This window comes from Streptomyces sp. NRRL WC-3742 (genome assembly GCF_000720635.1).
Lineage (GTDB): Bacteria > Actinomycetota > Actinomycetes > Streptomycetales > Streptomycetaceae > Kitasatospora.
The window spans coordinates 147,287-173,773 of sequence record NZ_JOCF01000031.1 but is presented as its reverse complement, the minus strand read 5'-3'; the positions used below and the strand labels follow the sequence as shown (position 1 = coordinate 173,773).

The following is a 26,487-nucleotide window of genomic DNA, read 5'->3' as shown; positions in this document are numbered from 1 at the left end:
ACTCGGCCCGGCCCTCAGACCTGCTCGGCCAGCTCCAGCCAGCTCATCTCGAGCTCCTCCTTCTCCTCCCGCACGCCCCGCAGCTGGGCGTCCAGCTCCGCGACCTTGGAGAAGTCGGCGGCGTGCTCGGCGAGTTGGGCGTGCAGCTTGGACTCCTTCTCGTCCAGCTTGGCGATCTGCCGCTCGATCTTCTGCATCTCCTTCTTCGCCGCCCGCAGGTCCCCGCCGGAGAGTCCGGGCTCGGCGCCCGAGGCGCCCGAGGCGGAGGAAGCGGTCGGAGCGGCAGCGGCGGCGGCCGAGGCCGCCTCGGCGGCCATCCGCGCCCGGCGCTCCAGGTACTCGTCGACGCCGCCCGGCAGCATCCGCATCCGCTTGTCGCCGAGCAGCGCGTGCACCACGTCGGTGGTCCGCTCGATGAAGAACCGGTCGTGGCTGATGACGATCATCGAGCCGGGCCACCCGTCGAGCAGGTCCTCCAGCTGGTTGAGCGTCTCGATGTCGAGGTCGTTGGTCGGCTCGTCGAGGAACAGCACGTTGGGCTCGTCCATCAGCAGCCGCAGCAGCTGCAGCCGGCGCCGCTCGCCACCGGACAGGTCGCCGACGGGCGTCCACTGCTTGTCCTTGCCGAAGCCGAACTGCTCGCACAGCTGCCCGGCGCTCATCTCCCGGCCCTTGCCGAGATCGACGCGCGAGCGGACCTGCTCGACGGCCTGGAGCACCCGGATCGCCGGGTCCAGCTCCGCGACCTCCTGGGACAGGTACGCCAGCCGCACCGTCTTGCCGACCTTGACCACACCGGAGTCCGGCTGGACGTCGCCCTCCGAGGTGTACGCGTCCCGCAGCGCCCGCAGCAGCGAGGTCTTGCCGGCGCCGTTGACGCCGAGCAGGCCGATCCGGTCGCCGGGGCCGAGCTGCCAGGTGAGGTTCTCCAGCAGCAGCTTGGGCCCGGCCTTGACGGTGACGTTCTCCAGGTCGAAGACCGTCTTGCCGAGCCGCGCGTTGGCGAAGTTCATCAGCTCGCTCTTGTCGCGCGGCTCCGGCACGTCCGCGATGAGCGCGTTGGCGGCCTCGATGCGGTAGCGCGGCTTCGAGGTACGGGCGGGGGCGCCGCGCCGCAGCCAGGCGAGCTCCTTGCGGGCCAGGTTCTGGCGCTTCTGCTCCTCGACGGCCTCGATGCGGGAGCGCTCGGCGCGGGCGAAGACGTAGTCGGAGTAGCCGCCCTCGTACTCGTGCACCTCGCCGTTCTGGACGTCCCACATCCGGGTGCAGACCTGGTCGAGGAACCAGCGGTCGTGGGTGACGCAGACGAGCGCGGAGCGGCGCTTCTGGAGGTGCTGGGCGAGCCAGTTGATGCCCTCGACGTCGAGGTGGTTGGTGGGCTCGTCGAGGATGATCAGCTCGGGCGAGCCGAGCAGCAGCTTGGCGAGGGCGATCCGGCGGCGCTCGCCACCGGAGAGCGGGCCGATGACGGTGTCCAGGCCGTCCGCGAAGCCGGGCAGGTCGAGGCCACCGAAGAGGCCCTCGATGATGTCGCGGATGCGGGCGTCGCCGAGCCACTCGTGGTCGGCGCGGCCGGCGATGACCTCGTGCCGGATGGTGGCCTTCGGGTCGAGGGAGTCGTGCTGGGTGAGGACGGACGGTTCGAGGCCGCCGTTCCAGGTGATCCGGCCGCCGTCCGGCTCCTCGAGCTTGGCGAGCATCCGGATGAGGGTGGTCTTGCCGTCGCCGTTGCGCCCGACCACGCCGATCCGGTCGCCCTCGCTGACTCCGAGGCTGACTCCGTCCAGCAGGGCGCGGGTGCCGTAGACCTTCGTGACGGACTCGATGGTGGCGAGGTTGACGGCCACGTGTGCTGCGCTCCTGGGTTCGGCGGTTGCGGGGCGGGCACGCGGCCCGCCCCTGCCTCGGGGACACCCCGATCCACCCCAGCCTAGTCGGCCCGGCGATCAGCCCTGCGCCACGACCGAGGCCCCCGGCACCGGCCCGTACGTGGCGTGCGCGGTCCGGCAGGTGCCGGAGGCCCGCAGCGCCTCGGCGACGGCGGTGGCCGCGTCCGCGTCCTTGGCGAGGAACGCGCAGGTCGGTCCGGAGCCGGAGACGAGCGCGCCCAGCGCACCGGCCTCGGTGCCGGCCCGCAGGGTGGCGGCCAGCGACGGGCGCAGCGAGAGCGCGGCGGGCTGCAGGTCGTTGGCGAGGGCGGCGGCCAGGGCGACGGCGTCGCCCTCGGCGAGCGCGGCGAGCAGCGCGGGATCGGCGTCGGGCGTGCGGACGTGCGCCTCGCCGGAGCCGGTGCCCGCCTCCTCCCGCAGCCGGTCGCACTCGCGGAAGACGGCGGGGGTGGACAGGCCGCCCTCGGCCACCGCGAACACCCAGTGGAAGGTGCCGGTGACGGGCAGCGGCTCCAGGATCTCGCCCCGGCCGCGGCCGAGGGCGACGCCGCCGAGCAGGGCGAACGGCACGTCGGAGCCGAGTTCGGCGGCCAGCTCCAGCAGCGTCTCGAAGGGGGTGTCCAGCTGCCACAGCGCGTCGCAGGCGACCAGCGCGGCGGCGCAGTCCGCGCTGCCCCCGGCCATGCCGCCGGCGACGGGGATGGCCTTGGCGATGTGCAGGTGCACGCCGGGGTCGGCGAGGCCGTGGTGGGCGGCGAGGAGCCGGGCGGCGCGGGCGGCGAGGTTGCTGTCGTCCAGCGGGACGGCGGCGGCGTCGGGCCCGGTGCAGGTCAGGGTGACGCCCTCGCCCGCACGAGCCGTGACCTCGTCGCCCAGCGCGACCGCGAAGAAGACGTTCGCCAGGTCGTGGAAGCCGTCGGCGCGCAGACCGCCGACCCCCAGCTGGACGTTGACCTTGGCCGGCACCCGTACGGTGATCACTCGGCGTCCTTCGCGGGCTTGTGCTCGGCGATCGCGGCGAACTGCTCCACCGTCAGCATCTCGCCGCGCAGCTTGTGGTCGATCCCGGCGGCCGCGAGCGCCTGCTCGGCACCGGCGGCGGAGCCGGCCCAGCCGGCCAGGGCGGCCCGCAGGGTCTTGCGCCGCTGGGCGAACGCGGCGTCGACCACCGCGAACACCTCCGTACGGCTGGCGGTGGTCCTCGGCGGCTCGCGGCGGATCAGCGAGACCAGCCCGGAGTCGACGTTGGGGGCGGGCCAGAACACGTTGCGCCCGATGGCGCCGGCCCGCTTCACGTCGGCGTACCAGTTGGCCTTCACGGACGGGACGCCGTACACCTTGTTGCCCGGCTTGGCGGCGAGCCGGTCGGCGACCTCGCTCTGCACCATCACCAGGGTCCGCTCGATGCTGGGGAAGGTCGCCAGCATGTGCAGCAGGACGGGCACGGCCACGTTGTACGGCAGGTTGGCCACCAGCGCGGTCGGCGCCGGCCCGGGCAGCTCGGTGACCTCCATGGCGTCGCTGAACACCAGGTCGAAGGCGTCCGCCTTGCCCGGCATCCGCCCGGCCACGGTGTCCGGCAGGTGGCGCGCCAGCACGGGGTCGATCTCGACCGCCGTCACGTGCCGCGCGACGTCCAGCAGCGCCAGCGTCAGCGACCCGAGCCCCGGCCCGACCTCCACCACCGCGTCCTGCTCCGTCACCTCGGCGGCACGGACGATCCGCCGCACGGTGTTGCCGTCGATGACGAAGTTCTGCCCGCGCTGCTTGGTCGGCTTCACGCCGAACGCGGCCGCCAGCTCCCGAATGTCGGCGGCGCCCAGCAGGTGGCTGTCAGGGGTGGGTTCGGTGGTGCTCACCCGCCAAGGATATCGGCGCGGAGGGTGTCGGCCCGACCGGAAGGCCCCGGCTCAGTAGCCGAAGGCCCGGGCCGTGTTCTCCGCGATGGCGGCGGACAGCTCGTCCTCGTGCAGCCCCAGGGTGGCAGCCATGGAGCGGACCGTCACCGGGATGAGGTACGGGGCGTTGGGGCGGCCGCGGTAGGGGTGGGGGGTGAGGAAGGGGGCGTCGGTCTCGACGAGGACGCGGTCGAGGGGGGTGGCGGTGAGGGCGTCGCGCAGGGGCTGGTTGGCCTTGAAGGTGACGGGGCCGGCGAAGGAGAGGTACCAGCCGTGTTCCGCGCAGGTCTTGGCCATCTCGGCGTCGCCGGAGTAGCAGTGGAAGACGGTGCGCTCGGGGGCGCCCTCCTCCAGCAGGAGGGCGATGACGTCCTCGTGGGCGTCGCGGTCGTGGATGACCAGGGCCTTGCCGTGCCGCTTGGCCATCTCGATGTGCCGGCGGAAGGACTCCTTCTGGATCTCCACGCCCTCGGGCCCGGTGCGGAAGTAGTCCAGGCCCGTCTCGCCCACGGCGCGGACGTGCGGCAGGGCGGCCAGCGCGTCGATCTCGGCGAGGGCGGCGTCCAGCGCGGCCGCGCCCCCGGCCTGGCGCTTCTGCCCGGACCAGCCGTCCGGATCCCCCAGGTGGATCCGCGGGGCCTCGTTGGGGTGGAGGGCGACGGCCGCGTGCACCTGCTCGAACCGGGCCGCCAGTTCGGCGGCCCAGTGCGAGCCGGGCACGTCGCACCCCACCTGGACGACGGTGGCGACGCCGACGGAGGCGGCGCGGGCCAGCCCCTCCTCCGGGGTGCCGGACTGCATGTCCAGGTGGGTGTGCGAGTCGGCCACCGCCACGGCCAGGGGTTCCGGCAGCGGCGGCGGGGTCGACCGGTCGTCGTCCTTCTTGGCCATGTCAGGCGGCCGGCTTCTCTTCGAGGCGGGGGAAGAGGATCTCGCCCTTGGTGACGGTGGCCCCGGCGGGCAGCCGGCCCCAGTCACCGGTGGTGGCGACGGTCTGCGAGGCGAGCGTGCCGAGGCCCTCGGCGGCGCCCAGCGAGTCCCACAGCTTCTCGGCGGTGGAGGGCATCACCGGGTTGAGCAGGACGGCGGTGCCGCGCAGCGCCTCGGCGGCGGTGTAGAGGATGGTGGCCAGGCGGGCCTGCCCCTCGGGCGACTCGTCCTTGGCGACCTTCCACGGCTCCTGCTCGGTGAGGTAGCCGTTGACCTGCTTGACGAAGTCGAAGATCGCCGCGATGCCGCCCGCGAAGTCCAGCTCCTCGCCGATCTTCACGTCGGCGATCGAGACGGCCTTGGCGAGCCCGTCCGCGATGGCCTGCTCGGCGTCACCGGCCGAAACGGAGGCCGGCAGCTTCCCGCCGAAGTACTTGCCGACCATCGCGGCGACCCGGGAGGCCAGGTTGCCGAAGTCGTTGGCGAGCTCGGAGGTGTACCGGGCGGTGAAGTCCTCCCAGGAGAACGAGCCGTCGGTGCCGAACGGGATCGCCCGCAGGAAGTAGTAGCGGTACGCGTCCACGCCGAAGTGCGAGGTGAGGTCGGTGGGCGCGATGCCGGTCAGGTTGGACTTGGACATCTTCTCGCCGCCGACCATCAGCCAGCCGTTGGCGACGACCCGCTTGGGCAGCGGCAGCCCGGCGGCCATCAGCATGGCGGGCCAGATGACGGCGTGGAAGCGCAGGATGTCCTTGCCGACCAGGTGGACGGAGGCGGGCCACAGCTCGGCGAAGCGCTCCGGGTCGCTGCCGTAGCCGGCGGCGGTGATGTAGTTCTGCAGCGCGTCGACCCACACGTACAGGACGTGCTTCTCGTCCCAGGGCAGCGGGACGCCCCAGTTGAAGGTGGAGCGGGAGATCGACAGGTCCTTGAGGTCCTGCTCGACGAAGCGCAGCACCTCGTTGCGGGCCGAGGCGGGCTGGATGAAGTCGGGGTTGGCCGCGTAGAACTCCAGCAGCTTCTCGGCGTAGGCGGAGAGGCGGAAGAAGTAGTTCTCCTCCTCCAGCCACTCGACGGGCCGCTTGTGCACGGCGCAGAGCTTCTCGTCCTCGGTGGCGCCGTCGAGCAGCTCGGAGGGGAGCTTGAACTCCTCGCAGCCGACGCAGTACGGGCCGGAGTAGCCGCCCTTGTAGATCTCGCCCTTGTCGAAGAGGTCCTGGACGAACTCCTGCACCCGGGCGGTGTGCCGATCCTCGGTGGTGCGGATGAAGTCGTCGTTGGCGATCTCCAGGTGCTGCCAGAGCGGCTTCCAAGCCTCCTCGACCAGCTTGTCGCACCACTCCTGCGGGCTGACGCCGTTGGCCTCGGCCGTGCGCATGATCTTCTGACCGTGCTCGTCGGTGCCGGTCAGGTACCACACCTTCTCGCCGCGCTGGCGGTGCCAGCGGGTGAGGACGTCGCCCGCCACGGTGGTGTACGCGTGGCCGAGGTGCGGGCGATCGTTGACGTAGTAGATCGGGGTGGAAACGTAGTACGTCGGGGCGTTCGCCCCGGTGGTGCTGTGGTCTGCTGTGGCCGCCATGGTCGGAAATCTTAGTCGCGTACGGGGGCCGTCCTCGACCGCGTTTCGCCCGCGGGAGGACGGCCCGCCTGCGCGCCCCGGCGTCAGCCGATCAGCCGCGACCAGAACCGGGCCCAGCGTCCGGCCGGCCTGACGGTTCCCTCCGCCGGGGGCGCCCCGGCCGGCTCGGCGTGCGCCGGGTAGCCGGGGGCGTGCTGCCAGGGCTGGTCGGCGACGGCGACCCGGCCCTCGCGCATGATGCGGACGGTGTGGCCGCCGCACCCCGGGCAGGTCGGCTTGAGCAGCGGGGACGGCACCCGGACACCGTTGGCGTGGTACTCGAACACGACGTGGCCGTCCTTGGACACGTGGTGCTCGATGTCGTACGCCTGCTCCCATCCGTACCCGCAGCGCAGGCACGCGAAGGAGTACGCCTCCCGCACGGTCTCGACGGGGGTGTGCGGTCGGCCGGCCAGGCCGGCGGTGCTCAGCGCGTTGCCCCCGAGGGGGCTGCCCACCATCTCGCTCATAGCCGTCTCCCAGCGCCCGCCGGACGCTCGCCCGGCTGGGTCTTTCCCTTCCAGGAAATGCCCGGACCGCCGCGGTGGACGCCCGTCTTGTGAAGTCTTGGAAGCGGATTGGAAGGCCCTATACAAAGGACGCGTTCCGAAGCGGAATCCGGTACCGAAACTTCAACTCAGTGGGCGTTTACCGGGGCCTTCCCTCCAAGGTACGACTCCCCTCGCGCCACGCAACCCCCGGAATTCACTGCTTTCCCGCGGCGTCCTTCTTCGCTGCCACGACGGCGTCGAACACCTCCCGCTTGGGCAGCCCCAGCTCCACGGCGACGGCCGCGATGGCCTCCTTGCGCCGCTCCCCGGCCTCCTCCCGCAGGGCCACCAGCCGGGCCAGGTCGGCCGGGGTGTGCTCCTGCGGCGCGGCGGGCGGGGCTCCGGCGACGACGACGGTGATCTCGCCCTTGACGCCGTCCGCCGCCCAGGCGGCCAGTTCGCCGATCGGGCCGCGCTTGACCTCCTCGTAGGTCTTGGTCAGCTCCCGGCAGACGGCGGCGGGGCGCTCGGGCCCGAAGGCTTCGGCCATCGCCGTCAGCGCCTCGGCGATGCGGTGCGGGGCCTCGAAGAAGACCATGGTGCGCGGCTCGGCGGCGACGGTGGCGAGCTGCCGGGCCCGGTCGCCGGTCTTGCGCGGCAGGAAGCCCTCGAAGGTGAAGCGGTCGACGGGCAGGCCGGAGAGGGCGAGCGCAGTGAGCACCGCGGAGGGCCCGGGCACGGCCGTGACCTTGACCTCGGCCTCGACGGCGGCCGCGACCAGCCGGTAGCCGGGGTCGGAGACGGAGGGCATCCCGGCGTCGGTGACCAGCAGCACCCGGGCCCCGCCGAGCAGTGCCTCGACCAGCTCCGGGGTGCGGCCCACCTCGTTGCCCTCGAAGTAGGAGACCACCCGCCCGGCCGGGGTCACCCCCAGCGCCTGGGTGAGGCGGCGCAGCCGCCGGGTGTCCTCGGCCGCGATCACGTCGGCCGTGGCCAGTTCGGTGAGCAGCCGGGGCGGGGCGTCCGAGACGTCGCCGATGGGGGTGCCTGCGAGAACGAGTACTCCTGTCACGGGCCCCATCCTTCCAGTTCCCGGACGGCGGGGCTTTTGGTGACGATTCGGTCAGCTTCCGAGGGAACGGACGCGCGTGCGAACCCCGCCCATACGATGTGGCGGATGAACGGAGACACGGCGGCTCGCACGCCCACTGGTACAGACCACACCGCGCAGGGCGGCGTCGGCCTGCCGGCCCCCCGTTCCCCGCAGGGTGCACCGGAGGACGGGCAGGCCCTCCAGGCCCCGCCGGGCGCCGGTACGGGCTGGACCGAACGGCTGGCCGCCTTCGGCTTCAGGGCCCGCCCGCAGGGCCCGGCCGCGCCCCTGACGGAGCGCCTGGTGCCGCCGATGCCGGACGGCCCCGGGGTGACGAAGCGCGACGTGGCGCAGTCCCCGCTGCTGCTGCGCCTGGGCCTGCGCCTGCCGCAGGGCCTCTGGTACTTCCTGTGCCGCTGGGCGGGCTGGCTGGGCCCGCTCGCGGTGGCGCTCTTCGCGGGCCTGCTGCGCTTCACCGACCTCGGCCAGCCGCACGCGATCATCTTCGACGAGACGTACTACGCCAAGGACGCCTACGCGCTCTGGCACGGCGGCTACGAGATCAACTGGCCCGAGGACGCCAACACCAAGATCATGACGCCGGGCGAGCCCGTGCCCTACCGCCCGATGGCCTCGTACGTGGTCCATCCGCCGGTGGGCAAGTGGATCATCGGCGTCGGCGAGCAGCTGTTCGGCATGAACCCCTTCGGCTGGCGCTTCTCGGTGGCCCTGCTGGGCACCCTGTCGGTGCTGATGCTGGCCCGGATCGCCCGCCGGATGTTCCGCTCCACCCTGCTGGGCTGCGTGGCGGGCCTGCTGCTCGCGGTGGACGGCCTGCACCTGGTGCTCAGCCGGGCGGCCCTGCTGGACCTGGTGGTGATGTTCTGGACCCTGGCCTCCTTCGGCTGCCTGGTGCTGGACCGCGACCACACCCGGGCCAGGCTGGCCGCGAAGCTCGGCGGCGTCGAGAACGCCGTCCTGGCGCAGCGGGTGAACCTGGGCTGGCGCCCGTGGCGGATCGCCGCCGGCGTCTGCATCGGCCTGACCTGCGCGACCAAGTGGAGCGGCCTGTACGTGGCGTTGTTCCTCGGCCTGATGGTGGTGCTCTGGGACGCGGGTGCCCGCCGGCTGGCCGGCGCCCCCCGCCCGTACGTGGCCGTGCTCACCCGGGACGTGCTGCCGGCCTTCGTCTCGATCATCCTGGTCGCGCTGGCCGTGTACATCACCTCGTGGTGGGGCTGGTTCGCCAGCAGCAACGCCCCCGGCCAGGGCGGCTGGGGCCGGGACTGGGCGGTCGGCCGCCCCACCGACTACCCGTGGATACCCGAGGGCCTGCGGGCCCTGTGGAACTACCACACGACGGTGTACCAGTTCCACACCAACCTGCACGACCCGCACACCTACCAGTCGAACCCGTGGTCCTGGCTGGTCCTGGGCCGGCCGGTGTCCTTCTACTACGGGTCCCCCAAGCTCGGCGAGGACGGCTGCACCGCCGCCAACTGCGCCCGCGAGGTGCTGGGCATCGGCACCCCGCTGCTGTGGTGGGCGGCCGTGGTGGCGCTGGTGTACTGCCTGTGGCGCTGGATCTTCCGCCGCGACTGGCGGGCCGGGGCGCTGCTGTGCGGCCTGGGCGCCGGCTACCTGCCCTGGTTCCTGTACCAGGAGCGGACGATCTTCCTCTTCTACGCGGTGGTGTTCGTCCCCTTCCTGGTGCTCGCGGTGACGATGCTGGTCGGCGCGCTGATCGGCCCGGCGACGGCCTCCCGGGACCGGCGGGCCATCGGTTCGGCGGCGGCCGGGCTGCTGGTGCTGATGATCGTCTGGAACTTCCTGTACTTCTATCCGCTCTTCACCGGGCAGACGATCCCGCTGGAGGACTGGCGCGCCCGGATGTGGTTCAACAGCTGGGTCTGACGGGGAATCCCGCACCCCAGCATCGTCCGTATGCGGTGCACGACACGTACCAGATCCGTCACAAGTCCCCGGCATTTCGTCGGCGCACCGACGGGCGCTGCCTAGGGTGGGGGGATAACCGCGTTTCCGGCCCGGCCGGCGGCGCCCGGCCGCGAGATCCCTGGGGGAGCTGCACCATGCGCAAAGGCGCCAAGATCGGCATCATCACCGGCGTTTCCGTCGCCGTCCTGGCGGGCGGGGGCTACGGCGCCTACAGCCTGATGGGCGGCTCGGACTCCACCTCCTCCGGCAAGAAGGCCCGTACGGTGGTCGCCGAGCCGCCCTCGGCCGAGCAGGCGGCCAGCGGCACCAAGGACTTCCTGGCGGCCTGGGCGGCCGGGGACCTCGCCAAGGCGGCCTCGCTGACGGACGACCCGGCCTCCGCCGAGAAGGCGCTGACGGCCTTCCGGGACGGGGTGAAGCCGAGCGCGCTGACCCTCTCCCCCGCGGGCCCGGCCACCCAGCAGGCGTTCGCCTCGGCCACCGGCTCCCCCTCCGCCGCGAAGCCCTCGGCCGGCGCCTCCGCCGGTGCCTCCGCAACGCCGTCCGCGGGTGCGACGCCCGCCGCCTCCGACTCGCCGTCCGCCGCCACCACGCCGGGGCCCACCGGCGTGCTGATGAGCTTCAAGGCGCGCGCCGAGTTCGCGGGCACCAGCCGGGTGTGGGACTACAACGGCTTCCTGAACGTCGTGAAGATGAGCGACGACACCCCGGCCGTGCACTGGGCGCCGACCGTGATCCACCCGCACCTGAACGCCACCGAGACCATCGCCGTCCAGCCGGTCTTCGCCCCGGCGGGCACCGTGGTGGACCGCAACGGCAAGCAGCTGCAGGGCGCCTCGCTCACCCCGGCGCTGCTCGGCGCCCTCCAGGACAACGCCCACAAGCTGCTGCCGCCGGACCCGGCCAAGGACCAGGACGCGGGCAGCGCGGTGGTGATCACCGACACCGCCGGCAAGGGCGCGACGGACAAGGTGTTCACCATCGTCGAGCCCAAGCCCGCCAAGCCGTTCAAGACGACCATCGACAACAACCTCCAGGCCGCGGCCGAGAAGGCGATGGCGGACCTGGGCGGCAAGCCCGGGTCGATCGTGGCGATCGAGCCCAGCACCGGCAACGTGCTGGCCTTCGCCAACTCCCCCTCCAGCGGCCAGAACCGGGCCTTCACGGGCCTGCTCGCGCCCGGCTCCACGATGAAGATCGTCACCTCGACGGCCCTGCTGGAGGCCGGGATCAACCCGGACACCGTGGTGGCCTGCCCGGAGAAGAGCAGCAACCCGGTCGCGATCCCGAACGACTTCCCGGGCGCTTTCCCGAACAACACCCTCCAGCAGGACTTCATGGTGTCCTGCAACACCGCCTTCATCAACCAGGGCCTGACCAGCCTGAAGCCCGAGTCGCTCTCCGGCACCGCCAAGGACGTCTACGGCATCGGCCTGGACTGGAAGACGGGCCTGGCGAGCGCCGACGGCAAGGTCCCGGCCACGCCGGGCAGCAAGGACGAGCAGGCCATGAACTACATCGGCCAGGGCAAGGTCCAGATGAACCCGCTGGCCATCGCCTCGATCACGGCGACCGTCCAGAGCGGCGCGTTCAAGCAGCCGATCCTGGTACCGGGCCTGCCGCAGCAGGCGGCGGCCCGGCCGATCTCGCCGGACGTCGCGGGCAAGCTGCGCGCGATGATGAACGCCACCGCCGTCAGCGGCACCGCCAGCCAGGTCATGGCCGGGATCACCGACAACGCGGGCGCCAAGACCGGCTCCGCCGAGGTCCAGGGCGCGTCCACCACCAACAGCTGGTTCACCGCCTTCCGCGGCAACCTCGCCGTCGCGGCCGAGGTCCAGGGCGGCGGCCACGGCGTCGACGCCGCCGGCCCGGCGGTGGCCTCGCTGCTCAAGGCGAACCGCTAGCAGTACGTACGACGGAGCCCGTCCCGCCTTCGAGAGGCGGGACGGGCTCCGTCGTATCCGTGGCCGGTCAGCCGATCAGCTGGTCAGCCGCTCAGACGCTCAGCCGCGCGGCAGGGCGGGCAGCGGGGCCTCCGCGGCCGCCCTGGGCGGCGGCACCGGGCGGCGGCTGCTCCAGCGCCGGGCGGCCAGCCGGGGCCAGATCAGCAGCACCGCGGGCAGCCCCAGGTACCCGAAGCGCCCGGCGGGGGCGAAGATGAACGCGATCGTGAGCCCGGCGGCGAGCAGGTCGGCGGCCGCGATCGCGGAGACCGGCGGACTGGCCAGCAGCCAGATGGCCACCCCGACGGCGCCCACGGTGACCAGCGCCAGCGAGATGCTGTGCCCGGTGGGCCCGAAGCCCGCCAGCACCTTGCCGGGCAGCGGGCTGCCGGCCGGAGTGCGGATCGCGGTGAGCCCGAGCGGGAAGCGGACGACCTGGTCGCGCAGCGCGTCCGACTGGCGCAGCCAGACGGGCACGATCACGGCGAGGCTGGCGCCGACCGCGATCAGGGTGGCCCGGGCGGCGGGCCTGCGGCCGTACAGGCGCCAGATCAGCAGGACGGCGACGGGCAGGGCGGGCCAGGCCGTCCACTTGAGGGTGCAGGCGAGGGCGAGCACCAGGCCCGCGCCGACCGGACGGTCCCGGTCGGCGAGTGCCATGGCCAGGCAGCAGACGCCGATCAGCGGCAGGTCGACCCCGCCGACGACCAGGGCCAGCGATATCAGCGGCGAGGCGGTGAGGACGGCCAGCGGCAGCAGCGGCGCACGGTCGCGCGAGGGGCGCAGCAGCCGCCAGGCGGCCAGCAGGCAGACGACGAAGGCGAGGGCGAACCAGATCCGGGCGTCCCCGGCGACCTGGGTGAAGGCGTTGGAGCTGCCGAGCAGTTGGCGCGGCATCCCGAACAGGGACATGGCCGGCAGGTACGGGTTGTAGTCGGTGACGACCGCCGTGTGCGGCAGGTAGGCGTCACCGGTGGTGAGCAGCAGGTGCGCGGAGCGTTCGACGACCATCACCTCGGACTGGTGGCGCCCGGTGAGGGCGAGCAGTGCGAGCGGGGCGAGGACGGCGCCGACGAGGGCCGCGGCGGCGGCCGCCCGGGATGCGACGCGGCGCGGCAGGGCGAGGCAGAGGAGCCCGGCGAGGAGGTAGGAGGGGGCGGCGATCAGGCCCCACAGCCGCTGGTTCTCCAGGTCGGAGACGAGCGGGAAGGCTGCCGCCCAGCCGGCCGCGACGAGGCAGCCGAGCAGTTGGACGGAGCGCATGGAGGCCAGGCGCGCGGGATTCAGCCGATCGGGCGTGGGCGGAAAGGTGCTCTCGCCACGCTGCCGGGGGAAGGGCCGGCCGGAGGAGCCGCGCGCGGGACGTCCGGGCCCGGTCGGCGCCTCGGGGTGGAGGATCTGGGCCGGCGTTCTGGCGCGGCCGGTGAAGCGGCCGCGCGGGCGGGAGTAGCCGGACGGGCGGGTGCTCACCATGGTGGAAGGTTAGGGCTGCCGGATGGGCCCTGTCGCCACTGCGCCGGGCACGGTTCGTGTCGTGACACGCGAAGGGCCGCCTGGTGTCGCCCAGTTCGGCGACGTTCGGCGACCCTTCACGATCGGGTAACGGCCGGGTCAACGCGCGTCGACCTCGACCGGCTCGCTCCGGGTCGTCCGCTCCAGCCGCGAGTGCTTGATGCTGTAGCCGAAGTAGACGGCCACGGCGACGGCGAGGGCGATGCCGCCGGCCCGGAAGGTGTCGGCGTGCAGGCCCTTGATCAGGTAGGCGCAGAAGCCGATGCTGAGCAGCGGGACGACGGGGTAGCCGGGCACCTTGAAGCCGCGCGGGAGGTCGGGCTGGGTGCGGCGCAGGATGATCACTCCGACGGCGACCACCGAGAAGGCGATGAGCGTGCCCAGCGAGGTGATGTCGGCCAGGACGTCCAGGGGGACGAAGGCCGCCAGCGCGCCCACGCCGACACCGACCACGATGGTGTTCCAGACCGGCGTGCCGGTGCGCGGGGAGAGCTCGGCGAAGCGCTTCGGGAGCATGCCGTCGCGGCCCATCGAGTACAGGATGCGGGTCTGGCCGTAGATCACCACGAGGGTGACGCTGAAGATCGAGATGATCGCGCCGATCGCGAAGATCATCGCGGGCCAGCTCTGGCCGGTGATGTCCTGCATGATCTGGGCGAGGCCCGCCTCCTGGTCCTTGAACCGGCCCCAGGGCTGGGCGCCGATGCCGGCCAGCGCGACCAGGATGTAGGTCAGGGTCACCACGACCAGCGAGATGATGATCGCCAGGGGCATCGTGCGGCGCGGGTTCTTGACCTCCTCACCGGCGGTGGACACCGCGTCCAGGCCGATGAACGAGAAGAAGATGCTGGACGCGGCCATCTGCACCCCGCCGATGCCCAGCGGCATGAACGGGGTCAGGTTGCCGGAGTGGAAGCCGGTGAGGGCGACGCCGACGAACAGCACCAGGATCACGATCTTGGTCGCGACCATGGCCGCGTTGACCTTCACCGACTCGCTGACGCCGCGCACCAGCAGGAAGCAGATCATCGCGACCAGCAGCAGCGCCGGCAGGTTGAACCAGTGGCCGCCGCCGGGGGCGCCGGACAGCTGCTCGGGGATCCTGAAGCCGAAGGCCAGGTCGAGGAACTTGTTCAGGTACTCGGCCCAGCTGACCGCGATCGCGGAGGCCGAGACGCCGTACTCCATCAGCAGGCAGATGCCGACGCCGAAGGCCACGCCCTCGCCGAGGGTGGCGTAGGCGTAGGAGTACGAGGAGCCGGAGACCGGGATCGCGGAGGCCATCTCGGCGTAGCAGAGCGCGGTGAGTCCGGCGGTGATCGCGGCGATCACGAAGGACAGGATGACGGCCGGGCCGGCCTGCGGCACCGCACTGCCGAGGACGAAGAAGATGCCGGTGCCGATGGTGGCGCCGATGCCGATCGAGGACAGCTGCCAGAGGCCGACGGTGCGGCGCAGGTGGATGCCGGAGCGCCCGCCCTCCTCGGGCGCGCCCGCCGGAAGGCCGTGGCCCTCACTCTCCGCGATCAGGGACGAGACGGGCTTGCGTCGCAGCAGGCGCGAGCCGAGGGTGTTGCCAGCCAAAACCACGGTCCTTCTGGGCGGGGGGAGGGTGTCCTAGGGGTCGGTCACCCGTGACGCCGGGGGGTGTCATCGGGGATCAACCGAACAAACATGGGACAGTACCCCGCGAAAGCGCCAGTGTCGTAAACAAACAATACCGATCGGCGCATTGGACGAATCGTCGTATGAGACGTCACGAACCGGACACTTCGCACACTGCCTAGCCCTCGAATCCGGCCGGGGGCTCAGCCGGCCAGCACCGCGCGCATCACCGAGCGGGCGATCGGCGCGGCCAGGGCGCCACCGCTCACGTCCGTCGCGTCACTGTCCGCGACCACCACCGCCACCGCCACCGGCGGCACCGCCGTCGACCCGGCGGGCCTGGCCCAGGCGATGAACCAGGCGTACGGCGTCCCGCTGTTGTCCACCCCGTGCTGGGCGGTGCCGGTCTTGCCGCCCACCACCGCGCCCGGGATCCGGGCGTTCCCGCCGGTGCCGTTCTCCACCACGTCCGTCATGAGCCTCTGCAGCTGCCCGGCCACCGCCGGAGTCACCGCCCGCCGGTAGACGGCCGGCTTCGTCCGCTGGACCACGGTGCCGTCGCCCTTCGTCAGTCTGTCCACAAGCTGTGGACGCATCACCGTGCCGTCGTTGGCGATCCCGGCCGCGACCATCGCCATCACCAGCGGCGTGGCCGCCGTGTCGAACTGGCCGATGGAGGAGAGCGCCAGCTGGGAGTCGTCCATCCGGGTGTCGAAGTTCGAGCGGGCGGGGCGCACCGGCATGTCCAGCCTCGGGTCGTTGAAGCCGAAGTTCCCGGCCGTCTCCGCCATCCGGTCCAGCCCCGTGCGCACCCCCAGGTAGCCGAAGACGCTGTTGCAGCTGGCCGTCATCGCGGCCGCCAACGAGCGGCCCGGCTGATCGCAGACGGCGGTGTCGTTGACCAGCGGGGTGGTGGTGCCGGGCAGGACGTACGGGAAGGGCGCGGCGGTCGGCGCGTCCGGGTCGGTGACCACCCCGGCGCTCAGCGCGGCGGCGGCCGTGACCACCTTGAAGGTCGAGCCCGGCGGGTAGGTCTGGCGCAGCGCCCGGTTGAGCATCGGCTGGTCGGCGTCGGTCCGCAGCCTGTTCCACGCCTCCTGGTCGGAGGCGCCGTAGCCGGCGAAGCTCCCCGGGTCGTAGGAGGGCGTGCTGGCCAGCGCCAGGATCCGGCCGGTGGCGGGCTCGATCGCCGCCACCGCGCCCTGCTGGCGGCCCAGGCCCCGCATCGCGGCCTCCTGGGCGGCCCGGTTGAGCGTGGTGTACACGTCCCCGCCGGGGTTCTGCCTGCGGGTGACCGCGTCCCGGAGCGACCAGCCGGCCAGTCGGCCGTCCGTGCCGGTCAGCAGGGCGTCCTCGGTGCCCTCCAGCTGGGTGTTGCCGTACGCCTGGGAGGAGTAGCCGGTGACGGCCGCGAAGGTGGGGCCGTCCGTGTAGCCGCGCTTGTAGGCGTACCGGCCGTGGGTGGGCACCGAGGTGGTGACGGGGTCGGAGCCGACCAGGATGTCGCCGCGCGGCTGGGCGTACCGCTCCAGGACGGGCCGCTGGTTGGCGGAGTTGCCGTTGAGCCCCTTGGCCTCGAACACCTGCACCCGGGTGGCCTGGACGCACAGCGCCGCGACGAGCAGCAGGCAGAAGGTCGCGGCCCGGCGGCCGGTGATCGAGATCCCCGGCAGGCCCTGCGGGCCGTTGCCCTTCAGCGCCTTCCTCACGCGGGCCTCCGCGCGATGTCACTCATGCGCACCAGCAGCGCCACGATGATCCAGTTGGTGACCACCGAGGACCCGCCCTGGGCGACGAACGGCAGGGTCATCCCGGTCAGCGGGATCAGCGCGAGCACCCCGCCCGCCACCACGAACACCTGCAGCCCCACGATCGCGGCCAGCCCGATCGCCAGCAGCCGCCCGAACGGGTCGCGCAGGGCGATGCCCGTCCGGAAGCCCCGGGAGATCAGCAGCGCGTACAGCAGGAAGACGGCGAACAGCCCGGTCAGGCCCAGCTCCTCGCCGATGGTGGCGAGGATGAAGTCCGACTTGGCGGCGAAGCCGATCAACACCGAGTGGCCGTTGCCCAGCCCGGTGCCAAGCTCCCCGCCCCAGGCGAAGGCGAAGAGCGACTGGGCGATCTGGTTGGCACCCCTGCCCGCCGCGATCGAGCCCAGCGGGTCCAGCCAGTCCGTCACCCGACTGTGCACGTGCGGGGAGAGCCAGCCCACCGTCACCGCCCCGACCGCGGCCAGGCCCAGCCCGATCGCGATCCAGCCGGTACGGGCGGTGGCGACGTAGAGCATCACCACGAACAGGCCGAAGAACAGCAGCGAGGTGCCGAGGTCGGTCTCCAGCACCAGCACCCCGACGAACGCCGCCCAGATCAGCAGCACCGGCCCCAGCACCCGCCCGCGCGGCAGCTGCCAGCGCCACACCCGACGGCCGGTCAGCGCCAGCGCGTCCCGGTGCACCGCCAGGTAGGCGGCGAAGAAGACGGCCAGCAGGATCTTGGCGAACTCCCCCGGCTGGAAGGACAGCGGCCCGATCACGATCCAGATCCGGGAGCCGTACACCGGGGGGAAGAAGACCGGCAGCACCAGCAGGACCAGCGCCACCAGCGCCCCGAGGTAGGCGTAGCGCTGCAGCCGCCGGTGGTCGCGCACCAGCAGCACCACAGCGATGAACAGCGCCACCCCCAGGCTCGACCAGAGCAGTTGGGTGGAAGCGGCGGCGGACCGGCCGGGGCCGGCCCGGTCCAGCCGGTAGATGACCACCAGCCCGATCCCGTTGAGCAGGACGGCGATCGGCAGCAGCAGCGGGTCCGCGTACCGGGCCCGCCACCGGACGACGGCGTGCGCCGCCAGCGCCAGCACCCCGAGCGCCCCGCCGTACTGCGCCGCGTCGGCGGGCACCTCACCGTCCAGGTTGACGCCGACCTCGACGTAGCCGAACACGGCGGCCAGGACGGCGGCCACCGTCAGCACGAGTTCGGTGGTGCGCCCGGGCCGCGTCGGCCGACCGGGCCCGGCGGCGGACCTCGTCACGGCGGAGGGTGTCGCCATGAGGTCCCTCCAGGGTGTCGGACGGGTGTCGGACAGGCCGGCCGGGGCCGGGCCGCCCCAATTTCGCACCCTAACGAGGGTTATCCATGGTTATCGGCTCTTCGCCCCGGTGTGTCCGCCATTGACCGCCCCTCAGCCGACCGCTCAGGCCCACCGCTCGCGGCGACCAGTCGGGCGACTACGCGGGCCGGCGCCCCGCCAGTGGCGCCACCACCGCTCCCACCAGGGCCAACAGGGCCAGGGCGAGCAGCAGTTCCGGCCACGGCGCCGCGACCAGCCCCGTCCGGGCCGCCGTCACCAGATCGCGCACCGCCGCGTTCGCCGGGGAGCCGGGCACCACCAGCGCGGCGGCCGAGAGCCCCAGCGTCGCCAGGATGGCGTACGGCGAGCGGAGCAGCACCGGCCGGTTGCCCAGCGCCCCCGCCAGCACCCCCGTCAGCACACAGACCACCGAGGCCCCCAGACCGGCCGTCAGTGCCCCGCTGAGACCCGGGGCGTTCCCGGCCCCCTTGTTCACCACCGGCCCGCTCACCGCCCACAGCACCGCCACCCCGGCCGCCGCCAGCAGCAGACCAGCCGACAGCGCCGCCAGCAGCGCCCCCAGGTGCACCCGCACCGCGCCCGCCGCCGCGACCAGGCAGGCCCGCGAGGCCGGCGGCTCGGCGTTCAGCGCGGCCCGCACGAACCAGGCGCTCACCGGCACCAGCACCCCCGCGCCGAACCCCAGCCCGCCCAGCAGCGGATCGCCCGGCTGCACCCCGATCACCATCAGCAGTGCGAAGACCAGGAAGGGCGGCAGCCAGGCGTGCGAGCGCACCAGCAGCTCCAGGTGGTACCGCGTCAGCGCCCCGACCGTGCGCACCGATCCCGCCCCCGCCGTCCTCATCGCTCCCCCTCGCGCCGCCGCACCGCCAGCACCCGCACCGCCGGACGGCCCACCAGCAGGCTGCGCAGCAGCGCGTCCGAGTGCGCGGAGGCCACCGCCAGCCGCACCACCGTCCCGCCGAGGGCGGACCGCTCCGGCGCGCCGGGCAGCCGCTCGGGCAGCGGGGAGCCGTCCGGCACGTCCACCTCGATCTCCATCACCGGGCCGCCCACCGGCTCTGCCTCCTGCGCCTCCTGCGTCTCCGGGCGCAACGCGCCGTCCGCGTCGACCCGGTAGACAGCCCCGGTGCGTCCGGCCAGCCGGGTCGGGTCGTGGTCCACGAACAGCACGGTGCCGCCCTGCCCCGCCCGTTCGGCGGCCGCCTCGTCCAGCACCGCCCGCGCCTGCGGGTCCAGCCCCGTCCAGGCTTCGTCCAGCAGCAGCACCCTCGGCTCGGCGATCAGCGCCTGAGCCACCGCCACCTTCTGGCAGCTGCCCTTCGACAGTCGGCTCAGCGGCGTGCCCGCCCGGTCCGCGATGCCGAACCGGTCCAGCCACAGCCCGGCCCGCCGCCGCGCCTCCCCGGCCGACAGCCCGTGCACCCGGCCCACCCTCAGCAGGTACGAGGCGGCGTCGAACGGCAGCGCCGGCGGAAAGCGTTCGGGTACGTACGCCACCGGCCCCGGCCGTGCGACCCTGCCGGTGCTGGGCCGCTCGATCCCGGCCGCCAGCCGCAGCAGCGTCGACTTGCCGCTCCCGTTCGTCCCGGAGATCCGCACCAACTCCCCGGGCCCGACCGCCAGATCGACCCCGCGCAGGATCCACCGGCCGCCCCGCCCGTACCGCTTGCCGACCGCCGTCAGCTCCATCGCGCCCCCGCCTCTCGCCCGTGGCGTACGCAGGCTAGCGGGGCTGCTGTGAAAGCGGCGTGAACTCCGCGTCCCGCGGCAGGCTCGTTTGGCCTTGGCGAACTGATGATCCCTAGGATCGCCGCGTGAATACCGGACGACGACCTCAGACCAGGTTCGGCAGCCTGCTGGCCGCCCTGGCGATAACCGGCGCCTCGCTGCTGCTGGGCGTGCCCGCGCATGCCGACGAACCGACAGCCGGCGCCACCCCCGCCGCCCCGAAGGAGGCTCCCAGGGTCGACCTGGTCCTGGATGTCAGCGGCTCGATGACCGCCACCGACATCCAGGGCAAGAGCCGCATCTCGGTGGCCCAGCAGTCGCTGAACGAGGTGATCGACGCCCTGCCCGCCGAGACCGAGTTCGGCATCCGCACCCTGGGCGCGACCTACCCCGGCAACGACAAGAACGTCGGCTGCCAGGACACCAAGGTGCTGTTCCCGGTCGGCAGGACCAACAAGGTCGAGGCCAAGACCGCCGTCGCCACCCTGCGCCCCACCGGCTGGACCCCGATGGGCCTGGCGCTGCGCGGCGCCGCGCAGGACCTCGGCAAGGGCGAGACCACCCGCCGCGTGGTGCTGATCACCGACGGCGAGGACACCTGCACCCCGCCCGACCCCTGCGACGTCGCCCGCGAGCTCGCCGCCCAGGGCATCCACCTGGTGGTCGACACCCTGGGCCTGGCGCACGACGACAAGACCCGCCAGCAGCTGCTCTGCATCGCCAACGCGACCGGCGGCACCTACACCGACGTCCGCACCCCGCAGCAGCTCACCGACAAGGTGAAGCAGCTGGTCGACCGCACCAACGACACCTACACGGTGGCCCCGGTCAAGACCGCGGGCACCGACAAGTGCGAGAACGCCCCGGTGCTCGCCCCCGGCGTCTACAGCGACCGTGAGAAGTTCTCCGAGCACCGCGTCTACAAGGTCCCGGTCAAGTCCGGCCAGGAGCTGCGCGCCTCCGTCAGCGTCTCCCTCGACCGCGCGGTGAACCGCGACTACGGCGTCCTGCTGCAGGCCACCAGTGCCGCCGGCCAGGAGCTGGTCCGCGGCACCGACGCGGGAAGCAGCCGCACCGACGTGGTCTCCACGGGCCTGCGCTGGTCCACCGACGACTCCAAGGGCTACGTCACCGCGAGCCCGAGCACCTCGACCAAGGACAAGGAGAAGCCGGACACCACTGTCTGCCTGGTCGTCAGCAACTCGGCGTCCCCGCAGACCGGCGTCCAGGCCGACCCCGGCATGCCGCTGGAGCTGACCGTCGACCTGACCGCCGCCTCGCCCTCCCCCGAGGGCGCCGCGATGGGCCTCGGCCGCGGCTGGATCCTGTTGCTCACCCTCACCCTGGCCGGCCTGCTCTTCGGCCTGGTCTTCGGCTGGATCGCCCGCTGGCGCATCTCCGTCTGGCGGGAGAACTGATCATGCGTAGGACCTTCCGCGGCGCCCTCGCCGCCCTCGCCCTGCTGCCCGCCCTCGCCCTCGGCGCCCCGGCGGCCTCCGCCGACTCGCCCTCGCCCTCCGCGAGCGCGACCGGCGGCACCCCCGCCCCGGCCACCAAGGCGGGGACCACCTTCCTGACGGCGGTGAACCTCTCCCCCGGCCAGGACGCCAAGGTGGCCGCCTCCACCGGCGACTACCTGTACTGGGCCTTCGGCGCCGCCGAGGGCCAGACCCCGTCGATCACCCTGGGCGTCGACCTGGCCCCCACCGCGGACCGGCACGGCCCGCAGACCTGGTCGGTCGAGGTCTTCGACGGGCTGCGCCGCCGCCAGGCGTGCACCGCCGGCACCCAGAACGCCACGGGCGCGAAGGAGGCGACCAGCCTCCAGCTCAGCTGCACCCTGCGCGAGGTCCGCACCTGGGCCGAGCCGTGGTCCGGCGACCCGCTGCCCGGCACGTACTACGTCCGGCTGTCGGTCACCGACGCCCCGCAGCCCGACCTGGGCCTGGCCGCCTCCGTCCAGCTGCACGTCGCCGCCAAGGGCAACGCCGACAACGCCCAGCCGGAGGGCGGGGAGCTGAAGGCCCCGCTCGTCCCGCCGGTGGGCGGCGGCGCCTCCACCGCCAAGGCCGCCGCCCCGGTGGCCGAGGAGGAGCACTGGTACACCGGCTGGTTCTCCGGCTGGAACAGCCGCTGGTACTGGACGATCGGCGGCGGCTTCCTGGCCGCGCTGGCGGGCGTCCTGGGCTACAGCCTCACCCGGCACCCCCGCGGCCACCGCCCTGGCCGCTACGGCTCGGTGCCGCCGCAGTCGGGCGCGCACCACCACCACGAGGGCCACGCCGAGCGCTACTGAGCCCCGCACGGCCCCGCACGCAAGGAACGAGGGCCCGGCCGGAGTCATCCGGCCGGGCCCTCGGCGCGTGTTCGCTCGGCGCGTGTTCGGGAGGGTGCTCAGCCCCGGACGAGGAGCGCGCTCAGCCCCGGAACAGGTCGTGCCCCACGTCCGAGGGCACCTCGTCCTGCACCGGCTTGCTGCCCGGCCCGGGCACGTGCTCGCCCGGGACCGGCTCGGAGCCCTCCCGGTGCAGCAGCACCACCCCGTCCTCGGCCCACACCTGCCGGTACCCGTGCGCCAGCAGCAGCTCGATCCGGGCGGCCTGCTCCTTGTCCGTCTTGAACGGGAAGGACCGCTTGTCCGAGCGGGTCAGCACGTACTCGCGCCCGCGCGGCGTGCCGTCCACCAGCACCACGTCCGTACGGGCCGTCAGCCGCGGCGCGATCTGGTTGTCCGCCTCGACGGAGGCGCCGTCCGGGATCAGCGCGGCGGCCCGCACCAGCGCGGCCTCGCTCGCCCGGGGCGCCCAGGAGGAGGGCACGGCCAGCTGCGCCAGCCCGATCGGCACGGCGGCGACCAGCGCGATCCCGGCCACGCCCAGGCCCATGAGCCGCGCCCGGCGTACGAGCGGCTCCGGCCGGTCGGCGGCGCTGAGGCGGCCCAGCACCTCGACGGCCGACACCAGCAGGACGGGCCACAGCATCGAGTCGTAGTGCCGGGCGACCGACCAGTGGTTGGGGTTGCTGGACAGGATGCGCTCGGCCAGCAGCGGCACCAGGCACAGCACGGTGGCCGAGCGCAGCGGCAGCAGCAGCACGGACCCGAAGAGCCAGAGCAGCAGCAGCGGCTTGAGCGGCTGGTCGAAGGCGGTCTGCACCAGCAGGAACGGGTTGTGCAGCAGGTGGCGCAGCGCGTCCCCGCCGTCCGTGCCGAGCGCCGTGTAGTTCCAGTAGTAGCCCGGCTCGCCGCCCATCGCGGGGATCAGCCACTTGATCGCCACCGCCGCCGCAAGGGGCCCGCCGATCAGCAGCCCGAGCCCGGTGAAGCGGCCCGCGCGGTCCTGCGTACGGCGGGTGCGCAGCAGCAGCACCAGCCCGTACGCCCCGACCATCAGGCCGAGGTCCTCCTTGGTGCAGCACAGCAGCAGGGCCGCGAGCACCACCGTGCCGTAGCGGCGGGCGAGGCCCCGCTCCAGCATCAGCAGGATCAGCGGGACGGCGAAGGCCACCTCGTGGAAGCCGACCCGGGCGGCGACGAGCAGCGGCCAGCCGAGCGCGTGGACGAGCCCGGCCAGGTCGGCGGCGCGACGGGCGGTGCGCGGCTCGGCGGCGGCGAAGCAGTGCGCGGTGATCCGCCGGATCAGCGGCACCCCGAGGGCGAACAGCAGCGACTGGCCGATGATCAGCGAGCGCGGGTCGTCCCAGATCCAGTACAGCGGCGCGAGCAGCGCCAGGACGGGCGAGAAGTGGTCGCCCAGCAGCGAGAACCCGGGCGGGAACTCGTGGTGGAAGCTCTTGAGCGTGGAGACCGGCAGCCCGAAGTGCGCGTAGCCGCGCACGCCCTGGTCGAAGATGCCGAGGTCGAAGCCACCGAGCCCGACCGACACCCAGCCCTGCATGCCGACCGCGAGCATGGTGGCGAAGCAGAGGGCCGTGAGCAGCAGGGTGCGCCGGCGCGGGGTGAGGGCGGCCTCCAGCCGCCGGGCCCGCCCGCCCGGTGCGGCCGGTGCGGCGTCGGCCGTCGGCGTGGCACCGGTTCGGGTCTCGGTGGTCTCGGTGGTCACGTCAGCCCTGTTTCGTCAGTGCGTCGTGGTGGTCGAGTGCGGAGGCGGGCAGCGCCCAGGTGCCGTCCTCCCCGGCGGCCCGGCGCCGCACCCGGTACAGGCGCAGGCCGATGACCACCAGGATCGCGATGCCGATCGGCGGGTAGATCGAGCCGGGCAGCTGCCAGTTCCAGCCGACCTCCCGGCCCCACCGGTGCGGCACCAGCCACATGATGTGCGAGAGGAACACCGCCGCCGTCACACCGAGCAGCACCCGGCGGGCGGTCGTCCTGGCCTCGGCCGCCAGCAGGGCGAGCAGGGGCAGGCACCAGACCCAGTGGTGGGTCCAGCTGATCGGGGAGACCAGCAGTGCGGTGAGCGCGGTGCACACCCCGCCCCAGGCGTCGGCCCGGCGCAGCACCCGCACGGAGCGCCCGGCCAGGACGGCCACCCCGATCCCGAGGGAGGCGACGAGCGCCGAGGCGATCAGCCCGACCGTGCCGGGGTCGTTGACGTCGAGCAGCCGGCAGACCGCCCCGCGCAGCGACTGGTTGTCCACCAGGACGGTCACGCCGACCCGGCTCGGGTCCCACAGGTACTTCGTCCAGAAGCCGTACGAGGCGTCCGGCAGCGCGGCCCAGCCGATCAGCGTGGCCGCCAGGAAGGTGGCACCGGAGACCATAGCGGCGCGCACGCGGCCGGTCAGCAGCAGGTAGACGGCGAACAGGCCGGGGGTGATCTTGATCGCGGTGGCCAGGCCGATGCCCACGCCCTTGAGCGGGGAGCGGTCCGGGCGGGTGAGGTCCCACAGCACCAGGCAGAGGATGGCCAGGTTCACCTGGCCGTACTGGAAGGTGGTGTAGACCGGCTCCAGCCAGACCCCGATGCCCATGGCCACCAGCACGGCGGCCGGGCGGTTGCGCTCGGCGGGCCAGCCGGCGAGCCGGAAGGACAGGTACGCGGCCAGGGCCAGCAGCGCGTAGTTGAGGAGCATCACCAGGATGCGCAGGGTGCTCACGTCGAACCAGGTGCTCGGCACGAACAGCATCGCCGCGAACGGCGGGTAGGTGGCCGGCAGGTCCCATCCGGGCAGTCGCATCGCGTAGAGGTCGTCGCCGTTCACGACGGCCTGGCCCTCCGCCCGGTAGACCAGCATGTCGACCATGCTCGCCCCGTGCTGGTGCCGCTGGAACGCGAACACCGCGATCGACACCGCCGCGAGGACGGCCGCCCCGATGGTCCAGGCTTTCGAACCGAACTCGCGCACCGCGATGGCACCCCGTTGAGTTAGACCAGATCGTTCCGGCGTCAGCGTCTGGGCCCAACCACCATAACCGACCCCCCTGAGCCCCAAACCGCGTCAGAAACGCTCCCCTGACGCCGCTGTGACGCCCGCCACAGCATCCCCGCACGCACCGCCGGGCCCGGGCACCTCGCAGCCCCGGAAATGCGATGGCCCGGAAATGCGAAGTCCCGCCGGGAGTTACCTCCCGGCGGGACTTCGTTGGGTGGAGCTGAGGGGATTCGAACCCCTGACCCCCTCGATGCGAACGAGGTGCGCTACCGGACTGCGCCACAGCCCCAACGAGAAGAAACTCTAGCACCTTTCGGAGGGGGTCCGTGACCACCCCCCTGGTCGGGGGCGGTCACCCCTCTCATTCGTTGGCGGCGCGGGGGCGGGACTCCGGGGCGGGGGCCTCGGCGTACTGGTCGAACAGCGGGGTGTTGCGGGGCTCGGCCGGGCGCCCGGCGTTCCAGGTGCCGGGGGCGGAGAGGTCGAGGCCCCGGGAGACCCGGGGGGCGACCGGCGCGGTGACGTAGGTCGGTAGCGGGACGGGCACCGGCTCCCAGGAGTCCGGGCCAGCTGCGCCGCGCTCGCGCATGCCGTCGACCCACTCCTCGTGCTCGGTGACCTCCGCGACGGCGGAGGCGGTCGACCCCGAGGGGGTGGCCCGCTCCGGGTCGGCGGCCAGCCGCAGGTGCGGGCGGCGGGCGACGCGCTCCTCGACGGGCGCCGCCTGGGCGGCGGGCTCCTCGGCGGGCCGGTGCTCGGTGACGGCCTCCGTGCTCGCCGCGCGCCGCTGCTCGCGCTTGCGCAGCCGCTCGGCGGCCTGGACGGCCCGGTCGCGGTCCAGCTTCACCTCGTACCGCTGGCGCTCCAGTCGGCGCAGGTGGCCGATGTACAGGGTGAGGAGGGCCGCCGGCACGGCCGGGACCCAGAGGAAGGCGAGGCCGAAGACCGCGGCGAAGACGGCGCCGAGGGCGAAGACGAGGAAGAGGACGGTGACCATCCGGCGCCGGCGGGCCAGCAGCCGCGCCCTGCGCTCCGCACCGCCGGGGACCACCGGGGCAGGCGCCGGGGCCGCGGCCGGAACGTGCGCCGGGGCGGGCCACTCGGCCGGGGGTTCGGGCTCCCGCGCGTCGGGGTCGCCGGGGGCGGCCTCCTCCTGCACGGAGGGGCCGTCGGTGTTCTTCTCGTCACGCGATTCGTCGCCCAGGGCCCGGGCTGCCCGCCGCTCCAGCGCCGAACGCCCGGCCAGCAGGCGGATGGCGGTGCTGAAGCGTTCCGTCGGGCGCGCCTCGTTGAGTTCGTCCTGCCTGCGGAGCCACATCGGCACCAGATAGGCGGCCCAGGCCCCTACGATGACGGCGTAGATAAGGCCGCTACTGCTCACGATTCACACCGT

At 73.2% G+C, this 26,487-nt stretch carries 20 protein-coding genes and 1 tRNA gene; 4 read left to right on the top strand and 17 right to left on the bottom strand.

Translation table 11 applies throughout. The features are described 5' to 3' along the window. Nucleotides 1-14: 14 nt before the first annotated feature. The 7 genes from IH61_RS0118820 to rsmI all read right to left on the bottom strand — a co-directional run bounded on the left by IH61_RS0118820 (nucleotide 15) and on the right by rsmI (nucleotide 7,901). Nucleotides 15-1,847 (bottom strand): ABC-F family ATP-binding cassette domain-containing protein, encoded by a 1,833-nt coding sequence (locus IH61_RS0118820; protein WP_031071210.1) that lies wholly within the window; start codon nucleotides 1,845-1,847, stop codon nucleotides 15-17. Nucleotides 1,848-1,946: 99 nt separating this feature from the next. Continuing rightward, the gene (locus tag IH61_RS0118815) at nucleotides 1,947-2,870 is read right to left on the bottom strand and encodes a 4-(cytidine 5'-diphospho)-2-C-methyl-D-erythritol kinase (protein WP_031071208.1); all 924 of its coding nucleotides are present in this window, start codon (nucleotides 2,868-2,870) and stop codon (nucleotides 1,947-1,949) included. Beyond that, a complete protein-coding gene (rsmA, locus tag IH61_RS0118810; RefSeq protein ID WP_031071205.1) occupies nucleotides 2,867-3,748 on the bottom strand; it encodes a 16S rRNA (adenine(1518)-N(6)/adenine(1519)-N(6))-dimethyltransferase RsmA in 882 nt (293 codons plus the stop codon). The genes IH61_RS0118815 and rsmA overlap by 4 nt, the downstream gene beginning before the upstream one ends. A gap of 51 nt (nucleotides 3,749-3,799) precedes the next feature. Continuing rightward, complete coding sequence (locus tag IH61_RS0118805) at nucleotides 3,800-4,678, bottom strand: TatD family hydrolase (protein ID WP_031071202.1); 879 nt, start codon at nucleotides 4,676-4,678, stop codon at nucleotides 3,800-3,802. A gap of 1 nt (nucleotide 4,679) precedes the next feature. Further along, complete coding sequence (metG, locus tag IH61_RS0118800; protein WP_031071200.1) at nucleotides 4,680-6,299, bottom strand: methionine--tRNA ligase; 1,620 nt, start codon at nucleotides 6,297-6,299, stop codon at nucleotides 4,680-4,682. Between the two features lie 83 nt (nucleotides 6,300-6,382). After that, nucleotides 6,383-6,808 carry a hypothetical protein gene (locus tag IH61_RS47765; RefSeq protein ID WP_199823347.1) on the bottom strand — a complete coding sequence of 142 codons (426 nt, stop codon included), beginning with the start codon at nucleotides 6,806-6,808 and terminating at the stop codon, nucleotides 6,383-6,385. Nucleotides 6,809-7,043: 235 nt separating this feature from the next. Further along, entirely contained in the window at nucleotides 7,044-7,901 is an 858-nt protein-coding gene (gene rsmI / locus IH61_RS0118790; protein WP_031071197.1) for a 16S rRNA (cytidine(1402)-2'-O)-methyltransferase, read from the bottom strand. 96 nt (nucleotides 7,902-7,997) lie between these two features. On the opposite strand from rsmI, the gene IH61_RS0118785 reads away from it, so the two are divergent. Together IH61_RS0118785 and IH61_RS41025 are read left to right on the top strand one after the other, a co-directional pair. Next, nucleotides 7,998-9,836 carry a dolichyl-phosphate-mannose--protein mannosyltransferase gene (locus IH61_RS0118785; RefSeq protein ID WP_420713958.1) on the top strand — a complete coding sequence of 613 codons (1,839 nt, stop codon included), beginning with the start codon at nucleotides 7,998-8,000 and terminating at the stop codon, nucleotides 9,834-9,836. Between the two features lie 176 nt (nucleotides 9,837-10,012). Further along, nucleotides 10,013-11,785 (top strand): penicillin-binding transpeptidase domain-containing protein, encoded by a 1,773-nt coding sequence (locus IH61_RS41025; protein WP_037972997.1) that lies wholly within the window; start codon nucleotides 10,013-10,015, stop codon nucleotides 11,783-11,785. A 99-nt stretch (nucleotides 11,786-11,884) separates the two neighbouring features. Here IH61_RS41025 and IH61_RS0118775 read toward each other — a convergent pair whose 3' ends face one another. The 6 genes from IH61_RS0118775 to IH61_RS0118750 all read right to left on the bottom strand — a co-directional run bounded on the left by IH61_RS0118775 (nucleotide 11,885) and on the right by IH61_RS0118750 (nucleotide 19,721). Then, nucleotides 11,885-13,297: a glycosyltransferase 87 family protein gene (locus IH61_RS0118775; protein ID WP_051837393.1), complete on the bottom strand. Its 1,413-nt coding sequence runs from the start codon at nucleotides 13,295-13,297 to the stop codon at nucleotides 11,885-11,887. 138 nt (nucleotides 13,298-13,435) lie between these two features. Next, nucleotides 13,436-14,926: an amino acid permease gene (locus IH61_RS0118770; protein WP_420713957.1), complete on the bottom strand. Its 1,491-nt coding sequence runs from the start codon at nucleotides 14,924-14,926 to the stop codon at nucleotides 13,436-13,438. Nucleotides 14,927-15,144: 218 nt separating this feature from the next. Next, nucleotides 15,145-16,650 carry a penicillin-binding transpeptidase domain-containing protein gene (locus IH61_RS0118765; RefSeq protein WP_234327239.1) on the bottom strand — a complete coding sequence of 502 codons (1,506 nt, stop codon included), beginning with the start codon at nucleotides 16,648-16,650 and terminating at the stop codon, nucleotides 15,145-15,147. Beyond that, a complete protein-coding gene (locus tag IH61_RS0118760) occupies nucleotides 16,647-17,987 on the bottom strand; it encodes an FtsW/RodA/SpoVE family cell cycle protein (RefSeq protein ID WP_031071186.1) in 1,341 nt (446 codons plus the stop codon). The genes IH61_RS0118765 and IH61_RS0118760 overlap by 4 nt, the downstream gene beginning before the upstream one ends. A gap of 178 nt (nucleotides 17,988-18,165) precedes the next feature. Beyond that, complete coding sequence (locus tag IH61_RS0118755; RefSeq protein ID WP_031071184.1) at nucleotides 18,166-18,873, bottom strand: hypothetical protein; 708 nt, start codon at nucleotides 18,871-18,873, stop codon at nucleotides 18,166-18,168. Continuing rightward, the gene (locus IH61_RS0118750; RefSeq protein ID WP_037972994.1) at nucleotides 18,870-19,721 is read right to left on the bottom strand and encodes an ABC transporter ATP-binding protein; all 852 of its coding nucleotides are present in this window, start codon (nucleotides 19,719-19,721) and stop codon (nucleotides 18,870-18,872) included. Before IH61_RS0118750 ends, IH61_RS0118755 begins: the two co-directional genes overlap by 4 nt. 125 nt (nucleotides 19,722-19,846) lie before the next feature. Here IH61_RS0118750 and IH61_RS0118745 point away from each other — a divergent pair, with 125 nt between their 5' ends. Together IH61_RS0118745 and IH61_RS0118740 are read left to right on the top strand one after the other, a co-directional pair. Next, nucleotides 19,847-21,178 carry a VWA domain-containing protein gene (locus IH61_RS0118745; RefSeq protein ID WP_051837389.1) on the top strand — a complete coding sequence of 444 codons (1,332 nt, stop codon included), beginning with the start codon at nucleotides 19,847-19,849 and terminating at the stop codon, nucleotides 21,176-21,178. Nucleotides 21,179-21,180: 2 nt separating this feature from the next. Beyond that, nucleotides 21,181-22,056, top strand: coding sequence for a hypothetical protein (locus tag IH61_RS0118740; RefSeq protein ID WP_031071178.1), 876 nt, complete (start codon nucleotides 21,181-21,183; stop codon nucleotides 22,054-22,056). 121 nt (nucleotides 22,057-22,177) lie between these two features. Here IH61_RS0118740 and IH61_RS0118735 read toward each other — a convergent pair whose 3' ends face one another. From IH61_RS0118735 to IH61_RS0118720, 4 genes are all read right to left on the bottom strand, one after another. Then, the gene (locus IH61_RS0118735; RefSeq protein ID WP_078911218.1) at nucleotides 22,178-23,821 is read right to left on the bottom strand and encodes a DUF2079 domain-containing protein; all 1,644 of its coding nucleotides are present in this window, start codon (nucleotides 23,819-23,821) and stop codon (nucleotides 22,178-22,180) included. Between the two features lies 1 nt (nucleotide 23,822). Further along, a complete protein-coding gene (locus IH61_RS0118730) occupies nucleotides 23,823-25,067 on the bottom strand; it encodes a glycosyltransferase 87 family protein (RefSeq protein ID WP_051837386.1) in 1,245 nt (414 codons plus the stop codon). 242 nt (nucleotides 25,068-25,309) lie between these two features. Continuing rightward, nucleotides 25,310-25,383 (bottom strand) — tRNA-Ala (locus tag IH61_RS0118725). A 72-nt stretch (nucleotides 25,384-25,455) separates the two neighbouring features. After that, nucleotides 25,456-26,475, bottom strand: coding sequence for a hypothetical protein (locus tag IH61_RS0118720; RefSeq protein WP_031071172.1), 1,020 nt, complete (start codon nucleotides 26,473-26,475; stop codon nucleotides 25,456-25,458). Nucleotides 26,476-26,487 lie beyond the last annotated feature (12 nt).

Bases quoted from the DNA above. Each gene is read 5' to 3' on its own strand.
- IH61_RS0118805 (WP_031071202.1), bottom strand. From the start codon at position 4,678: ATGGCCAAGAAGGACGACGACCGGTCGACCCCGCCGCCGCTGCCGGAA.
- metG (WP_031071200.1), bottom strand. From the start codon at position 6,299: ATGGCGGCCACAGCAGACCACAGCACCACCGGGGCGAACGCCCCGACG.
- IH61_RS47765 (WP_199823347.1), bottom strand. From the start codon at position 6,808: ATGAGCGAGATGGTGGGCAGCCCCCTCGGGGGCAACGCGCTGAGCACC.
- IH61_RS0118785 (WP_420713958.1), top strand. From the start codon at position 7,998: ATGTGGCGGATGAACGGAGACACGGCGGCTCGCACGCCCACTGGTACA.
- IH61_RS41025 (WP_037972997.1), top strand. From the start codon at position 10,013: ATGCGCAAAGGCGCCAAGATCGGCATCATCACCGGCGTTTCCGTCGCC.
- IH61_RS0118775 (WP_051837393.1), bottom strand. From the start codon at position 13,297: ATGGTGAGCACCCGCCCGTCCGGCTACTCCCGCCCGCGCGGCCGCTTC.
- IH61_RS0118760 (WP_031071186.1), bottom strand. From the start codon at position 17,987: ATGGCGACACCCTCCGCCGTGACGAGGTCCGCCGCCGGGCCCGGTCGG.
- IH61_RS0118755 (WP_031071184.1), bottom strand. From the start codon at position 18,873: ATGAGGACGGCGGGGGCGGGATCGGTGCGCACGGTCGGGGCGCTGACG.
- IH61_RS0118750 (WP_037972994.1), bottom strand. From the start codon at position 19,721: ATGGAGCTGACGGCGGTCGGCAAGCGGTACGGGCGGGGCGGCCGGTGG.
- IH61_RS0118740 (WP_031071178.1), top strand. From the start codon at position 21,181: ATGCGTAGGACCTTCCGCGGCGCCCTCGCCGCCCTCGCCCTGCTGCCC.